Genomic DNA, 16,574 nt, shown 5'->3' on the forward strand with positions numbered 1-16,574 from the left:
CCAAGGAAACGTGCGTCTCAATATCCGCCTTCGGTCGCCATGCTCACGTTGAGTTCGATCGTCTACGAGCCGGGTTGCACACATGCAGCCCGGCTCATTCGTTCGGACGATGACCGCATCGCTGCGGAGCCGTTCTCAGCCTTCGCGATGGACCACCGTCCAATCTCACAAGCGGCCGGCTGTCCTTCCTTGAGCTGTCACACGTCCTTGACTGCCGGCAGACCGCCGCTTGCGAGCAGCACGATCTTTCTACGCCGGCAAGCGTGTGCGATTCGCGAACTTCAGCCACTGCTCGCGGCTTGACCAGATCGCGCGCGGCCCGTTTTTCAAACAAACCTGATTCCACCGCCCCCTGATTCGGATCTCGACGCTTTCGAGCCGTTTCCGGCGGCATCACGTCTCGAAGAACGCGCGTGATGCCCTCGCGCCCACCGAACGGGACCATCACGCCGGCGCCGACTAATTAGAATTGATGGAAGACCGAACGGCGGCATTTGCGTGACAGGCAGCCGCGTTGGCGGAACCGTGCACGGCTCGTCGCGCCCCAGGTCAGGACTTTCAGGGAGTTATGACGCGATGGGCAGCATCGCGAGCTCTTACGCAGATCACACGATTCGATTTTTCATCTGGCATCGCACTTACCGGAGTGACTGCCGACATTGATGTTCCCGCTTTGAGTCAACGCGCCGTCTCAAAACAGCCGGGTTACGACTAGAAGCATTACAGAGAAGATAACTACCAAGGGGTACGCAGCAACATGTTCAGGATCGTTCTTCATGTAGGAGCGGTGATCGCAGCCGTTTCGGCCGGCGCCATGGCGCATGCCGAGCAGCCGGCCACGTCGCCGAGACCTGGCCAGGCTGCCACCGCCCCGCAGACCACAGCACCGAGTCCGACGACTCCGACCGGCGCGAAATCCGTTCAGGCTCCGACGACGGCGGCCGCCACGCAGGCGCCTGCAGCTGCGCTCGCCAACGCCGCCAGTGCGCCGGCTCCCGTCGCGCACGCAGCTCAAGCTCAGGGCGGGGCTCCGAAGCCGATGACCGTCGGACAGGCGCAGACAGCCCCCGCCGTTGCCCAGCCCGCGCCCACGGCGCAGGCGGCCGCGCCTTCGCCGGCTCCGGCCGCGACCACGCCGCAAGCTGGTGCAACGAACCAGGCACCGGCCGCCGCAACGAACGACACCCAACCGTCGACCGCGACCGAAGCCGTCACGGACACGGCAGCGGGCGACAAGGCGAAGGACCAGGCAGAGAAGCCGGCCCAGGGCGCGGCACAAGGCGGTGCGCAAGCGGCATCACACGTGCCGCATGATCTGTCGCCATGGTCGATGTTCCTGGCCGCCGACATTCTCGTGAAGTCGGTCATGATGGGGCTCGCGCTCGCCTCGCTTGCGACCTGGACCGTCTTCATCGCCAAGACCATCGAGTTCTCCATCCTGCGCCGGAAGCTGAGCGGCGCGCTGCGCAAGGTCGACGACGTACGCTGGCTGTCGGAAGCCAAGCTCGCGCTGGGATCACGCCAGAACGTGCTGACGGCTCTGATCGACGCCGCCATGCACGAGATCAGAATGTCGTCCGAACTGCCGTCTCACGGCGTCAACGAGCGCGCCGCGTCGAGCTTCTCCGAGATCGTACGTGCCGAGGGCCGGCGTTGCCGGACCGGCATGGGCCTGCTCGCCACGATCGGCTCGATCTCGCCCTTCGTCGGCCTGTTCGGCACGGTCTGGGGCATCATGAACAGCTTCATCGGCATCTCGAAGTCGCAGACCACGAACCTCGCCGTCGTCGCGCCCGGCATCGCCGAAGCGCTTCTCGCAACCGCCATCGGCCTCGTCGCCGCGATCCCGGCCGTGATCATCTACAATCACTTCACACGGGTGACGAAGGGCTACATGGAGCTCGTGAACCGGTCCTCCGGCGCCACCGCCCGGATGTTGTCGCGCGATCTGGATCGCGGCCAGAGCCACCACAGCAGCCATCACGGCGAGCGCTTCGAGCCGATCCACGTCCACTCTGCGCCTCCGATGGCGCTGGCGGCGGAGTAGCTCCATGGCCGTCTCTCTCTCGGAAGGCGATGGCGACGATGATCTCGGCGAGACGAGCGACATCAACGTCACGCCCTTCATCGACGTGATCCTGGTGCTGCTGATCATCTTCATGGTGGCGGCGCCGCTGTCGACGGTCGACGTGCCGGTCGATCTCCCGACATCGACGGCCACGCCGCAGAAGAAGCCGGACAAGCCGATCTATGTCAGCATCAAGCCGGATCTGACGCTGTTCGTCGGCGAGGAGCCGGTGAAACGGGCGAGCCTGGTGAGCACGCTCGAGCACATCCCCGAGGCGGCGAAGGACAAGTTCATCTTCCTGCGCGCCGACCGGGGCGTGGCGTATGGAGAGCTGATGGACGTGATGGAGCTGCTGCGGACCGGCGGCTATCCGAAGATCAAGCTCGTGACTGTCGAAGGCGTCTCACAGGCCGCCGCCCAGGCTGCACATTGAAACCAGTGAAACGACGGAACTGAAGAATGGTCGAACACAAGTATCAGGGAGCGTCGCGCCGCTTGTGGATCTCAGCCGCGATCGGCGCCCTCATGCTGCACGGTGGCGGCGCCGCGCTCGCGGTCGTCCATCTCAGCGGCAATGACGCGGACGGCGGTCTCGGCGCGGCCGGCGCCGAATTCGCGCTCGAGATCGCCTCGCCCCAGGTCGAGGACAACGATCTTCCGCCGGGTCCCGACAGCGACGCGGCCGAAGCTGCGCCGGAGCAGATGCAGCAGACCGCCGAAGTCAAGGAGTCCGACGCCGTCAAGGACAAGCCGACCGAGACAGAGGAGGAGGCCGATCGGGTCGTCACGCAGAACGATCCCAAGAAGCCGGAGAAGGAGGAGCAGCAGCAGGCAACCCAGCAGGCCGAGGCGTCGGTCGCATCTGCTGCGCAGGAAGAATCGGCCCGCAAGGCGCTGGACGAGGCCGCGCCGCCGGCCGAGACGGCCAAGGCCCCCAATCCGGGAATGGGCAAGGACAAGCAGAAGCTGACCAACGATTGGGGCCGAAAGATCAGCGCCTATTTCGAGCTGCACAAGCGCTATCCGGAAGGCAAGAAGCACAATGGCACGGTCAAGGTGGCGCTGGTGCTGAGCCGGGCCGGCAAGGTGGTGTCTGCGTCCGTCATGCAGTCGTCCGGCGACTCGATGTTCGACGATGCCGCGCTGGCGATGATCCGCCGCTCCGACCCTGTGCCTGCGCCGCCGTCCGGACTGACGGACGATCAGTTCAGCTTCAGCCTCGACGTGAACTTCAACCAGAAGAAGTAGACGGTGCGTCGTTCGACGCGTGTATCTTGAAGACTTGGCAGCGTTCGCAATGGCGCGAGCGCTGCTTTTTGCGTCTGCTGGGCCTAGGTCGCGCGGACGAAGGAACGCGAGACCTTTCCGTACCCGGCCGAAATTCCCGCGAGACGACCTTTTCCAAAGTCCCCTCTCAATTCCTACGGAGATGGGTATCCCTCGCTGTCATCGTCCGAAGGCGGACGATCCAGTACGCCGTGACGTTTCGGTTCGGCATCTGCCGCCACGGAAGTACTGGATGCCCCGCTTTCGCGAGGCACGACAGCGTTGGAGACTGCGGGGGGCTCAGCCCACCACGCATGCCGATTGGATGGAAACGTTCGTCTAGTACTGTACCCGCGCGCCGACCTGCACCACGGTCGCCGACAGATTGTTTTCGCGGAAGTTGGAGCGCGTCTCCTCGCGCCGGACGCTGGCCCTGAGCTGCAGCAGGCGTGAGAACTTGTAGAGCATGCCGAGCTCGACCAGATAGCGGTTGTCGACCCGCGTCGTGCCGGTGAACGCGTCCTCGCCATAGCCGGCGAGGAACGTGCCGACGAGCCAGGGCTCGAACTGATGCTCGATGCCGACGGTGACGTCGCGCTTGAGCACGCCGGAAATGCCGGGCTCGGTGATCTCCACCACCTGCGACTTGGCCCCCAGCGCGATCGCCGTCTCCTTGGCGAACTGCCATGTCAGATTGGCGTCGGCAATGAAGCCGTTGACCGGCTTGAGCATCGGATCCTGATAGCGGCGCGTCAGATAGCCGACGGCGACGTCGCCTGTCAGCTTGTCGGCGTAGTTGAAGGTCACGCCGGCCTCGACCGCCGTCCCGGTGGAGTCGCGGCGGAAGCCTTCGGCATCGACCGCGATGTCGTGAACGCGGCGATCGACGGCGACGTCGACGAAGGGACGGATCTCCGGCGTCAGATTGTAGGTGATGCGGCTCTGCGAGCCGTATTGGACGAAGTTGCGATCGGCATTGCTGACGATCTGGCCGTCGACGAGCGGCGCGTTCTGGAACGCGACGCGGTCGATGGCGGCCTTGGTCGAGACCTCGACCTCCTCGAACCGCTTGGTGACGCCCGCCGAGCCGCCGACGGTGGAGGCGAGCGGAATCCTGGCGAACCGGCCGGCGAAGCGCGGCGTGCCGGGATCATCGGCATCGACGGCAACGTGGCCCTCGCCGTTGAGCGCAAACGTATCGGTGATGTCGTAGCGCCCATTCACCTTGGCGTCGACGGTAGGCCTGCTGAGCTGCCGGAGCTTCGCATAGTCGATGTAGCCGACGCGCACATCGGCGTTGAGCAGATGCCGCTCGAACTGAGAGCGCACGAGCAGGACCGGCGCAACGCTGACGAAGGCCGAGCCCTTGCCTTGCGGCACACGGCCGGGATTGCTGTCGAAGCCTGAGGACATTTCGAACGCAGGCTTCAGGATGAAGTTTCCCACCGTGATGCCCTTGGGCTCATAGGGGTCTTCCGCCATCATCGGCGGCTGCGGCTGCTCCTGCGGCTTCTGCCCCTTGTTCACCGGCGGCAGCCGCATCTTGGGCTTGTCCGCCAGAACGGGCGGAATCGGCTGCGCATCCTGTCGCGGAATCGGCGGCAGGTTACGCGGCAGCACGCCACGCGTCGCCGGCGGCGGACTGACGGCGAACGCCAGCGCGTCCAGGCAGCGATTGGGCACGTTCGTGACCGACAGCCGGCCTGGCGTCGACAGGCAGCCGCCGACCAGGAGGCCGGCGGACGGTGCACCGAAAAAGCCGTTTCGAACCGGAGCCAGACGCGGCGCCGGCTCGCGGCGCGCGGCCTGCGGGAGCGCGCCCGCGCCCGCATCGATCGGAGACCGCGGCCGCGGCGGCGGGGCCTCGTCCACCTGCGTGGCCGCCTTCGGCTCCGGCTCGACCCCGCCCGGCGAAACGATCACCTGCGGAATGACCAGCGGTCCATTGCTGTTCGCCGGCCTCACCGGCTGGCGGCGGCGATTGGGTACGACCACCACCGGTCCGGCGTCGGTGGTCGCCGGATCTGCATAGGCCCTGACCTGGCTCCCCGGCGTGACGGTCTGACCGTAGGACGGCGCGACTCCGAACAGCGTCACGAGCAGCACGGTGATCGCAACCGTCTCCTCCTGGCACCGTGAGACGTCGCGACCGATGCCACGTCTGGAAGCGACCGTCTCTCGTGCTGCCCGTTCCAAAGAGCCTCGTCTCCGTCGAGTTCGGCAACCCGCGAAGCGCGGCGCCCGCGGCGTGACGCATCCCGGCATCACGGCGTCGAAGGTCGGATCACTCGATGATCAGCGCGCCCTTGTTGCCCTGATGGAAGTCGTCGAAGAATTCGTAGCGTCCCGGCTTCTGCGCCTTGACCTTCACGACGCCTTCCATGTTGGGCTTGATCACCGTCTCGAACTCCAGGGGCTCGCTCTCGAACTCGACCGGCGCGCCATCCAGATTCTTGACCTTGAACACGATCGGCGTGTTGGCCGGCGCCTTCATCTCCGCCGGCTGAAACTTGTTGTCCTTGACCGATATCTCGATGGTCGTCTCAGCCGCCCCTGCCGGCAGCGCGAACGCCGCGATCAACAGCACGGCGGCTCCTGCTGCCTGTACCTTCCCAAAGAGATTCATGCTGTATGTCCCTGTCCCGAATTCACCCGAATGTGCCGAACGTCTTCCCGCGCTCGCCTGTTTCGACGAGTCTTCGACACTTCATAGAACGACTATAAAGTCCCGAATGCGGCAATTTGCCGTGTCGAAATTTGACAACATCTGTGTGTGCGACAAAGCGCGCGAATTTATTAGTTGTACGGCGTCAAGTCGCCGCGCAGACGCGTGGGCTCGAGCATCGCCGATGCGCGTCGCCGAATGACAACGACGAAAATCAGCGGTCACTGCGGTCGGTAGCAGCACAATCGCCTTAGTTCGCATCTGTGCTGATATGAGACACGACAGGTCATGCAGCGCCGTCGCGCACCGCGAACCACACGAGACTCACGATCGACCGCCTACGCTGCGCACAGCACATGCATGATCCTCATGCGCCCGCTCATCGAGACGAGTGCGAGCGAGATGCACGAAGGGACACGCTCGTGCTGGTCTCACGCGGCATGGACCGCAATATGCGTGTGCGTCCATCCAGCTCGAGCCGTGCGCGGACAAGCCTTGCGCGCACTAGAAATGAAATCAGGCGCGGGCCTGCACGCACATATCGCCGGCGAGCGCACACGACCGATGCCCGCCGTCTCACCTGCCGACCCCCAGCCGCCTGTCGTGAATGCTGAGGGATCGCGGCATACGCGCAGGCTTCGCGGCGCCGGGGGCCGGATTCACGCGCAGGGGCGGCAGATCGGGTACAACGGATACGTGCTCCTCGTCCGCCATCGGCTCGGGCTCCGGGCTCTGGCGTGCGACGCTGCGCGCCACCGCAGGCGCGGCGCGCATGATGCCAGGCACGCGCTTGCGTCCCGTCACCATCGCGCGCATCAAATTCTCCCGCTGCAGCACGCTCATCCACACCGTGCCGAGCACATGCACGGCGATCAGGGCGATGATGGCATTGGACGACAGCGCATGCGCCTGCTCGATCCAGCCGACGCCGAAGAACCGGATCGAGACCTGCATGACGCCGCTGATGGTCGAGACGATCAGAAGCGCAAGCATCACGACCAGCATCGCGGCCCCTGCCGGGTTCAGGCCCAGATAGCGTCCCGTCTCTCCGCGCAACATGCCCACGATGTACTGAGGCGCCGCCCGCAGCTTGAGGCTGATCCGCGCAAACAGCGAATGACGGCTGCCGATCAGTCCCCAGATCAGCCTGAAGGCGAGAAGACCGATGACGGCATAGCCCGCCAGGCGATGCAGGCGATCGAACGTGTTGGGCGTGACGCAGGCGACGAGCACGAAGGCCGCGAGCGACCAGTGCCAGACGCGCAGCGGAAAATCCCAGACCGCTACGGTCCCCGAACCCGAGTTCGCCGGCGTCTCGGAGAAGACGCTCCGCTGTGCCTGGCCTGCGTCACGCATGACCATCAGATCACTTCGCCTTGGTGTGCTTCAGCGCGAGGTCTTCGGGGCTGTAGAACAGCTCATAGAGCTTACCGCCCTTGACGCCGTAGACCTCGTAGCAGGTGCCCTCGATCTTGGTCTGTCGAACCTCGTAGCCCGCGGCCTTCGCCTTTGCCTCGGCCTCGGCGGTGGTCTTCCACGACGCCTTGTCGAGCTTGGTGCAATCCTTGTAGCCGTCGGCGAGCGCTGCGGAGCCCGACGCCAGACCCGCCGCCAAGACCACGCCCATCAGCTTGATGACCTTCATAATCAAATCCCTCCTCGAAGACTGCGCCATCGGCGCCAACAGCGCTCGATGCGCAGGCTACAAAGGGGAGGAGATTTCAACGAAACTTGGACATCATCATCCGCGGCGGATGGCCTCGATCACGCAGGCGCGGCTCGAAACGTTCCGCATCCGGCCGCAATGTCGCTGAGATGCGAACTCACATGCGGTCCCGTCAGGATTGAACCGTGTCGGCAGGCCGCTGATCTTTTCAGGACTCGACAACGCGCGCGGTTCCCCGCGCATTGCAACTGATATTGATTCGCAAGGATGTAGCAGCATCATCGCGAGGCGCATGCGCTTTGCTCCCGCACAAGGCGTGGACGGCGCTGTGTGCGGGACCACACTCCTGCCCGATTGCCGCTGTGACCATGGTGAGGCGAGAAAGGAACCGACAGCTACAAGGCTGCGACCTTAAGCCTCAGAAATTTTTTTTTGAGCGTCGCCATCGTTCGCACGACCGGATCGAGATCGATGGTGGATGATGACGATGCGGCTGCTTGCGCACGCATCGTCCGGCCGTCAAACGCACATCCGTGCGGACAGCGGCGCAGCCATCCTGATCCTGGGCGCGGGCGATGCCCTTGCCGACACTGACTGCCGACCAGGATGGCGAGTCGTTGCAGGAAAACGACGTGTCGGATGCCTCGGCAACGACGTCCCCGCTTGCGTCGGGATCTGCCATGGACGCGCGCCAGGACGAGCGGCCATTGCCGGGTGAGCTGCGCTTGCGCCGCCCAGTGCGGCGCATGCCTCGCGAGCCCTGGCGCGGATTTCGACATGCATCATTCCATCGCTGCGGCAGGGGCAGGACGATGGTGGATCGTCCTTGCCGCCATCGAGCGACAAGCGCCGCCCTCAGCGATGGATCCTCGAGGAGCGAGCCAGCTTGCGTCCCACGGTCGCGCGCAGGCCGACGCGCATCAGGCGCCCGGCCGTCGGGAATGGAAGGCTCGTCACTTCGTTCCGGAGAAGACGCGGCTGATGAAGTCGGAGCTCTCGGGCGACTTCGTCATCTCCGGCGACGGCTCGGGCTGGGCCGGCGGCTCGGTTGGTACGGATCGGATCTGCGGTCGGCTTCGGACGGTGACGCTGCGCGTCGCGCGCGCCTCCTGCTCGCCTCCGTTCGGCTTGCTCACCGTGATCATGATCTTCTCGGAGATCACGGGCGGATCGAAGTTGAGATGCCTGGTGTCGCCCAGCACGAGCTGCAGCGTGTGCTTGCCGGGCGACAATTCGATCCGCGCCTCCGTCTCCCCCGCTGCGTAATGAACGTGTTTCTTGTCGCGCGGAATCTCCTCGCCGGCCTGCATCGTCTCGTCGACGTCGACCAGAAGATGATGATGGCCACTGCCGGCGAAATCGTCGCCCGCATGGGTAACGCCCATGTTGCGCAGTCCGAAACGAGCGATGAAGGGCCCGGTCACCGTCTCCCCGTCCGCAGGAGAGATGAAATAGACGCGGGCATCCTTCGCAGCCTTCGTTCCCTTGGCCGGCGCCAATGACGGCGCGAGCACGAGCGATGCGGTCAGGATGAGGCAGAGTCGCGCAGACCTCGGCAGCATGCAAATCCCCTATGGTGAGAGCGCGATGCGGAAACCCAGGGTCGGATGCCGGATGCGGCCGTCATAGCGGTCGCGGCTGCCGGCCCGCGCATCGGCGGCGCCGTTCTTCCACGATCCCGAGCGGATGACACGGGCATAGCTACCTTCCTCGAGCCAGGCCGATCCATCCGCCGGCGCGCCCTTGTAGTTCTTGTGCCAGCTGTCGGCGACCCACTGGCCGACGCCGCCGCCCATGTCGAACAGGCCGTAAGGATTGGCCTGGACGCTGCCGATCTTCGGCGGCTGGTCGGTCTCGGCGTCGCCCGTGCCGTTGCAGCCCTTGCAACTGGCCATGCCGGGGCGCATGCGATCGCCCCACCAATAGCGGGTGCGCTGGCCGCCGCGCGCGGCATATTCCCACTCGGCCTCGGACGGCAGCCGGAACGACTTGCCGGTCGCCTTCGACAGCCAGGCGAGATAGGCCTGCGTGTCGTCGTAGCTCAGGTTGGTGACCGGACGATCATCCGCGCCGGCCGCGATGTCGGCGCAGCTTGCCGCGGCGACACACTGCTTCCACTCGCCGATCGTCACGGGATGCTTGCCGAGCGAGAACGGTCGCACGCTGACCTGATGCGCCGGCTGCTCGGACTCGTCGTCGCCGCCCATCGCAAAACTGCCACCGGCGATCGCAACCAGCTCAGGCACGCGCAGCTTCGGCCCGGCTTCCGGCGCCGGCGCGGGCCGCGGAATGGCTGCCGTGTCGGATGATCGCGCCAGCGTCGCCTCGAGTGCCGGAGCATCCTGGCGCGGCGCGATGAAGGCGCTGGACGGCGATCGCGCGGCGTCCTGGCGCGCGCCGGCGGCTTCCAGCAGGATCCGGCGCGGCGGAGGCAGCGGCGCGGCGGACTGCGCCTCCTGCTGCGAGCTCGACGATCCGGCCGACCCAGGCGGCGCCTGAATCAGCAGCCTGATCTCGCGTAGCGGCAACAGCACGCCGCCGAGGAAGACGATGCCGAGGACCACGACGCCGAGCGCTCCGCGGATCAGCTTCTTGCGCGCACCTGCCGCCGGCGCGAACACGGCCTTCAGCCGGCCGCCCTTACCCCTCTCCTCCTGATCACCGTCGCTACCGTCGTCCCATCTGTCCGGAAGGGGCGCCGCCGGCCCGGGCGACGGGCGCACCGGAGAGACTGGTGCAGGTTCTCGTCGAGCCGCACTCTCAGGCTCTGCGATCTCCCATTCGGCATCGAGCGACTGCTCGAGCGCGCCGCACATCATCAGCAACAGCCCGCCTTCGCTCTTGCCGGTCCAGCGCTCCTGCACCTCGGGACACTCGACCTGATCCTCGACGCGCAGGAAGCTTGGCGGACGCATCGGGCTGAGCGAGACCTGCACCGTGCGGCCGCAGCGCCGGCAGGCCACCGCACGGGAATCCTCCGGCAGCGCATCCTCGGCGAGCTTGGGAGCCCGCAGCCATTGCAACGCTGAACTCTCGCTCATGCTGTCCTCGCTCGTGATGCCCGCCAACCCCGTCACTGACCCCAGCTGGCGAACACGTCCTTGAACACGCGGTCGCCGTCGGATCCCTTCTCGATCGACAGCAGCGCCCGGTTGCCGCCCTCGTAGACGATCGGAATGTCGAACCACTGCTTGCCCTTGAGAAGCATCAGATTGCGCTTGGTATCGACCTCGTTGGCCGACAGCGCGACCATGAAGTATTTCGGTGTCACCCGGGCGGTCTGGGTCACCAGCGCCGTCCCGCGCTCGGCCTCCTCGCCCTTCAGGCCGATGCCCCTCAGGCTGGTCAGGCCGCTGACCGACTGATCTGGCCAGTCGAACTTGAGCTCCATGATGTGACTCGCCGGCATCTCCATGTCGGCGTTCCGCCGCAGCGAGATCGTGGCCTTGGTGCCGTTCTCGATCTCGATCTCACCCTTGATCGCCGGCGCCGTATCGAGTCGCGGCCCCTTGGTCTGCTCGATCGACCAGGTGACCTTGCCAGGATAACGCTTGCCCTTCGGATCCTGCGGATCCTCATGATAGAGGAACGCCTGCGCCGGCGTGCTGACCGGCACGCTCATGCCGACCGTGGCATGCTCCCCGGCCGCGGCGACAACCACCGGCTTGGCCTCAACCACCGGCTTGGCCTCGGGCGTGATCCGCTCTGCACTGACCTTGTGGGCGCCCGGTTCGCTCGGCAGAGCCGACGCTGCCGTCGCACCGCTCAGGGACAGCTGGATCCATTCCGACGCGCGCTCCCAGGACACCGCCGCACCGACGACTACCAGCAATCCGGCCGCGGCAAATGCCATCACCCGCCGGCTCGGCCGACGGCGGCGTGGTGCCGCGGCGTTCTCCGTCGCCTTGAAGGCCATCGCGAGGAGGGAGGGGTGAATCTTGATCTCGGTCGCCGGGGCTGCAGCCGCGGCGGCGGGCTCAGTGGTGGCAGAAGCCGCTGCCGCAGCGGGTGTCGCAACGACGGCAGGCTTCACGGGCTCTGCCGGCGCGGCGCCCGTGGACTCCGCCTCGATCTCCGCCGTGACCACCTTTTTTTCGGCAGGGCGCTGCGGCACCGCAGCCCGGTCGGCGACGATGACCGGCGCTTCAGTGACGGCGGCCGCGCTCGGCTGGGTCGGCTCGACCGTGGCTGGCTGCGCGACGGTCGGCAGCTCAGGCGGAGCCGGAGTCACAACCGGCGTCACGATGTCCGCGGCCGGCTCGCGCGGCGGACGCCGGCGCAGCACGCGAATCTCCGGCGCGGGCTTGGGCGCAGCCGCGCGGCTCTCGGCACGCTGCGCTATCGCGGGCGCGCTCGGCTTGCCGGCGGCAGCCGTGACGATGTCCGTCCCCGAGCGGCGAGCCATCGAGAGATATTTCGCGACGGTGGCGATCTCCTCTTCGAGCGAGTGCGTCGTGAAGACTTGCCGTGGCTGCGGCCGCTGCTTCGGCGCGGGCGCTGCCGCGCGGGCCGGCCGCGGCAGCTCGGCGGCTGGTGCATCGGCCGGTCTGGACGTATCGGCGGGCAGCAGCGAAGCTGTGACCGAGGCTGTCTCGACGCCGGCAGGGCGCGCGCGCAGCTCGATCATGCGATCGGGAAACAGGATCGCGGCGAGATCGCGCAGCGAGGCACCCGGCATCAGCAGCCGCCGCAGCGCTGGTGGAACGCGGCGCAGCGTGTTCGTCTCGGTGCGTTTGACAACAGGATCGTTGCGGCCGGCTTCGACCAAGGCTCCGTCGTCGTGACGCTCGTCGCTGATCAGAACCTTGCGGGCCCGCAGCATCGCCGTCAGTTCGCGCAGATCGGAGCGCGAGGCGTGTTCGACGACCAGAAGATCGAAGGTGCCGATCCGAGCCGGCAGCAACTCGGCGACACGCCAGGCCGGCATCACGTGACAGGGAATCTCCTCGAGCCAGCCGTCGAGAGACCTGCGCGCAGCAAGCCGAAGTCGGCGTGCGGTCGGACCGGAGCAGGCCGACGCCATCTTCTGCATCGAGTCCCTGAACCGCTTCACCGCTTGCCTGACGGCGACGCCCGCATTCTGCGCGATGCCCAGCGACATGCGGGCGCCGATCACCGCTTCGAACAAGGCCAGCGACCGCGTCTCCAGCCGCGCGCGCTGAGCCGCGAGGTCATGCAGCAGCTGCCGCTCCTCCGGACTTTCGATCCGCATCAGCACGGCCCAATTCCAGGCCGCCACCCATTCCGCGAGCGTCGCCGCATCCTTCGCCTCGCCCGCGCCCGGCGCGGACCGCAGCCGCTGCGCCAGACTCGGCGCGCCCGCCGCAGTCACCATCCGGCAGGCGGTCCTGACGAGTTCGTAGTCCGGCCTGGCCTCGCGGATCTTCTCCATGGTCGCGAGAATGCCTGTCCACCGCGTTTCGAGCTCCTGCGGCTCCGTCTCGGCGTCACCGACCCGCGACAGCACGTTCTCCTGAACGGAGACGGCGAGTTCTCCCGCCCGGGCGAACAATTCGCCGAGGCGAGCGAGTTCGATCAGCGGTCCCGATACGCGCGTCATGACGGTCCGAATCGCCGCGCCGAACGCGGCCAGCCGCTGTGCATCGGCCAGCATCGCCCTGACGTCGCCGTCCGGCACCGACAGCTTGGAGCAGGCATCGGCCACGCTGCGGACGGCGAGCGCGGCCGTCACGATGGCGGCCTCGACGCTCTTGACGATGTGCTCGAGGTCATCGAACGCCCGCGCCGATTCCAATTGAAGCGCGGGTGCACCGATCTGCGTTGCGATCGACGTCCAGCGCGCGCGCAACGCATGCAGGTCGTGGCGCCACAGCAGGAAGCGCCCGACATATTGCCAGTCCGCCGGCTTCGACGGCGAGGCACCGTCCACCGTGATCGCTTCGACGGCGGCCTTCAGCGCGCGGCGCGAGGGCGAGAACCGCGCGAACGGCTTCTCGCCGGCCGCAAGCCGCTCGACCACGCGGATCGCGTCCCTCCTGGTGAACGCCTCGACCGGCGCCTGCACCTGGCGCCTCGCGAATTCGGCGCTCCGCGACAGCTGGAACGACGCATCACGCGCCCACCCCACGACCTTGTCGAGACCTGCGGGAGCGTCAGCCTTGGCGGCGCCGAGCGGCGACAGCCGCGCGAGCCAGGTTTCCTCGGCGATGGCGCGATGGCCGGCTACCAGCGCATCGAGATCGGCCGCCAGGCGGTTGGTTGCGTCGAGCCCGAAGGTCGCGATGGCGTCGAGCGCGAGATCCTCGTCGCGGCCAGCGTCCGACGTCAGCCCTGCCTGGTGCTGCAGCTCCGCGTGCAGACGCAGGATAGCGGCGGTGTCGGGAAGCGCCGCGAGCTCCGGCAACTCGACATCGATGTGCTTGAGATCAGCGGCAAGCCGCAGCCGCGCCTCGCGTGCCTTGTCGATCGCCGTAACGAGCGGGTCGGTGGCTGCGAGCAGGTGCTTCGGCCGGTCGGTGAACCAGGCATGCGCGTCCTGCTCGCCGACCAGCGCCTTGAACAAATCGAACGGCAGCTCCGGCAAGCCGCCGGCGAGCCGCAGGTTACGCCGGACGATCTCGGCGATCTCGTCGTCGAGCGATGCGATCTGCGTGCGCTTCGAGATAATGTCGCGTTCGAGCCGGCCGATCTGACCGACCTGATCGCGCAGATTTGGCGTATCCAGGATCGATTGCAGCCGGCCCGCCAGGGCTTCGGCCTTCCTGAGCACGTCCTTGTCGGAGCCGGTCGAGCTGACGGTCAGCTCGCGAATGGCCGGCGGCAGCTTCTGATGCAGCAGCGAAAGTGCAGCCTCGTCCCTGGACACGACGAGGACGCGCGAGCCGAGCGCGAGGTGATGGCAGACGACGTTGACGAGCGCCGTGATCCGATCGTCGCGTTCGACAGACTGGACCATCAGGCCATCCGACCGCGACAGTTCGCGTACGACCTCGACATCCTCCGCGACAGCCGGCAGCGGGAAGAACAGATCGCCCTGCTCGACCGCAGCAGGCTTGGGCGCAGGCGCAAGGTCGATCGGGCCGCCGACGATGCCGGACAGGTGCCGGCGCGCATTGGCGTGGCCACGTCCATCCGGCTGCGAGAGCAGCGCGCTCACGGCTCCCGACAGGCAGCACTCACTCTGCGGCGCATGCTCGATCGCGTTCTTGAGACGGTCGATGTCGCGCATGGCGAGGCTCTCCGGCCGCCGCCGCGCGGATATGACCCAGCGTCCCGACGTGAGCGCGGCCTCCGAGGCCTCCATGGCCGGCGCATCGTCCGAAGATGCGAGACTGCGCGACGTCTTGTAACCGGATTGCGCGCCTGCGGCGCTCAGGATCTGATCGATGCCGACCGGCGTGAACGGCGACAGCTCTGCGCGCTGCTCGAGCGCCTCGACCAGGCGATCCGGCTTGTCGCGCACGGCAAGCGCCACGTCCGGCGCCACGGCATCGAGCGCCCTCAAATTGACGGTTGCGCCGACGAAGCGCGGCCGGACCCTGACCTCGGCATCCGGACGCGCAATGATCTCGATCTCGACCGCGCGCTCGAACAGCGGCAACTCGAATTCGCGCCCGCCCTGCCGCCACGATGACAGCGCGATGCCCCACATGACCTCGATCGCCTGATCGGCGCCGGCCGTGGCCGCCATGTCGCGCAGCCGCTGATGGATCGCCATGGTCCGGCGGCGCATGCGCTCGGTGTCGGCCCAGGCGGTCCATGGCCCGCTGATATAGCGCTCGATCCGCTGCACGAGGTCAGGACGCTGCTCCAGACGCAGCCGTCCGGTCCAGGCGCCCAGCGCCGGGGCGGGCGAAAAATCCTCGGGCCGTGCGTGGCGGGCGAAGGTGAGGCGGTTCTTCTCCATCTCATCGACCGTGACCACGATGCTCTCGTGCGGCGATGGACGACGGTCGGGCTCGGACGACGGCTCGACCCAGATCTTGAGATCGTAGTCGATGGCGGGGGGCTGTGTCGCAGCAAGCGCCTCGACGGCGAGCCACACCGGACCGTCAACATCGAAGGTATTGAGCACCACGCCCGGCAGACCCGCCAGCTCCTCCTGGTCGAGCGCGAAGCCATGATCGTCGGCGAATGGATGATCCGGCTGCCGCTCCGCCGGGGAGCCCTCGGCCCGAATGATCTCGGTCAGACTGCCGAGCACGTCCTGCAACGGCTCGACCACCGATCCCGTGCCGAGCGCTTCGCTCGTCGAGAACGCCCAGGCGTCGGTCGGCGACTGCGGCTCCAGGGCCGCCGCACCGATAGCACCAAGCAGCCGCATGCCGTGATCGGCTGCACTGCTCTGCGCCTTGCGATCGCCCGCGCCGGCCTCGTTGGGCCGCACATTCACCAGCTGGCTCATCGCACAGATCCTTCTCTGAAGTCGGCCGCGACGTCGGCGGGAGCTCGGCGAGAGGCTGACCGACAAGGATGGCCCTGCGCGTGATCGCGGTGCGCCGGGCGATCGAAGGGTGGGTTCAGAGTGGACAAGCTTGCCTCGCTGCAACGTCGACGGAACTCCCGACTCGTTGCGGAGGGGTATGGCGAAGTGAGGTCACATCAATGACCCGACAGGTAGATGAATGTGACGATTCTCGCCCCTGTCGGGGAATCGGGAAAAAATCCCGGGTCATTCGATGAGGAAAATCGTGCCTAACAAGTTTGTTAGTCTGGACTTTTTGTGTAGCGCGGCGCGCGTGGCCGGCAACAAGCTTGGGTTGCGGACGAATACGCTGGAATGTGTCTAAGAATACTTCTAACGCTCAAGAAGAAATATCCCGACGCATGCCGAACGCCCGATCTCCACGCCGCAGCGCGGCTGCGGTCCATGTTCGGCCACGAACCCGCCGCGCATGCGGCTCGCTTGCAAGGCAGGCGCCACAAGCATTGGCGACTGCGTGCATTGC

11 protein-coding genes are annotated in these 16,574 nt (G+C 66.7%); 3 read left to right on the top strand and 8 right to left on the bottom strand.

The window, feature by feature from the left end:
- Window positions 1-757 precede the first annotated feature (757 nt).
- Genes exbB through QW887_RS25975 form a run of 3 tightly spaced genes read left to right on the top strand, consistent with a single transcriptional unit; the run spans window position 758 to window position 3,316 of the window.
- Window positions 758-2,047 (top strand): tonB-system energizer ExbB, encoded by a 1,290-nt coding sequence (gene exbB, locus QW887_RS25965; RefSeq protein ID WP_316186070.1) that lies wholly within the window; start codon window positions 758-760, stop codon window positions 2,045-2,047.
- 4 nt (window positions 2,048-2,051) lie between these two features.
- A complete protein-coding gene (gene exbD, locus QW887_RS25970; protein WP_315716497.1) occupies window positions 2,052-2,501 on the top strand; it encodes a TonB system transport protein ExbD in 450 nt (149 codons plus the stop codon).
- A 26-nt stretch (window positions 2,502-2,527) separates the two neighbouring features.
- Complete coding sequence (locus QW887_RS25975; protein WP_315753745.1) at window positions 2,528-3,316, top strand: TonB family protein; 789 nt, start codon at window positions 2,528-2,530, stop codon at window positions 3,314-3,316.
- A 357-nt stretch (window positions 3,317-3,673) separates the two neighbouring features.
- On the opposite strand, the gene QW887_RS25980 is transcribed toward QW887_RS25975, so the two are convergent.
- The 8 genes from QW887_RS25980 to QW887_RS26015 all read right to left on the bottom strand — a co-directional run bounded on the left by QW887_RS25980 (window position 3,674) and on the right by QW887_RS26015 (window position 16,030).
- Window positions 3,674-5,530 carry an outer membrane beta-barrel protein gene (locus QW887_RS25980; RefSeq protein WP_315716495.1) on the bottom strand — a complete coding sequence of 619 codons (1,857 nt, stop codon included), beginning with the start codon at window positions 5,528-5,530 and terminating at the stop codon, window positions 3,674-3,676.
- An 88-nt stretch (window positions 5,531-5,618) separates the two neighbouring features.
- Complete coding sequence (locus tag QW887_RS25985; protein WP_315716494.1) at window positions 5,619-5,960, bottom strand: cupredoxin domain-containing protein; 342 nt, start codon at window positions 5,958-5,960, stop codon at window positions 5,619-5,621.
- A gap of 615 nt (window positions 5,961-6,575) precedes the next feature.
- The gene (locus tag QW887_RS25990; RefSeq protein WP_315716493.1) at window positions 6,576-7,355 is read right to left on the bottom strand and encodes a cytochrome b/b6 domain-containing protein; all 780 of its coding nucleotides are present in this window, start codon (window positions 7,353-7,355) and stop codon (window positions 6,576-6,578) included.
- A gap of 10 nt (window positions 7,356-7,365) precedes the next feature.
- On the bottom strand, window positions 7,366-7,644 hold the full coding sequence (locus QW887_RS25995) for a PepSY domain-containing protein (protein ID WP_315716492.1): 279 nt from the start codon (window positions 7,642-7,644) through the stop codon (window positions 7,366-7,368).
- Between the two features lie 439 nt (window positions 7,645-8,083).
- Window positions 8,084-8,347: a hypothetical protein gene (locus tag QW887_RS26000; RefSeq protein ID WP_315716491.1), complete on the bottom strand. Its 264-nt coding sequence runs from the start codon at window positions 8,345-8,347 to the stop codon at window positions 8,084-8,086.
- 271 nt (window positions 8,348-8,618) lie between these two features.
- A complete protein-coding gene (locus QW887_RS26005) occupies window positions 8,619-9,227 on the bottom strand; it encodes a DUF4399 domain-containing protein (protein WP_315716490.1) in 609 nt (202 codons plus the stop codon).
- 9 nt (window positions 9,228-9,236) lie between these two features.
- A complete protein-coding gene (locus QW887_RS26010; RefSeq protein WP_315716489.1) occupies window positions 9,237-10,706 on the bottom strand; it encodes a formylglycine-generating enzyme family protein in 1,470 nt (489 codons plus the stop codon).
- Between the two features lie 32 nt (window positions 10,707-10,738).
- The gene (locus QW887_RS26015) at window positions 10,739-16,030 is read right to left on the bottom strand and encodes an AAA family ATPase (protein ID WP_315716488.1); all 5,292 of its coding nucleotides are present in this window, start codon (window positions 16,028-16,030) and stop codon (window positions 10,739-10,741) included.
- Window positions 16,031-16,574 lie beyond the last annotated feature (544 nt).

Origin of the sequence: Bradyrhizobium sp. SZCCHNRI3052, from assembly GCF_032484895.1 — a bacterium.
Lineage (GTDB): Bacteria > Pseudomonadota > Alphaproteobacteria > Rhizobiales > Xanthobacteraceae > Bradyrhizobium.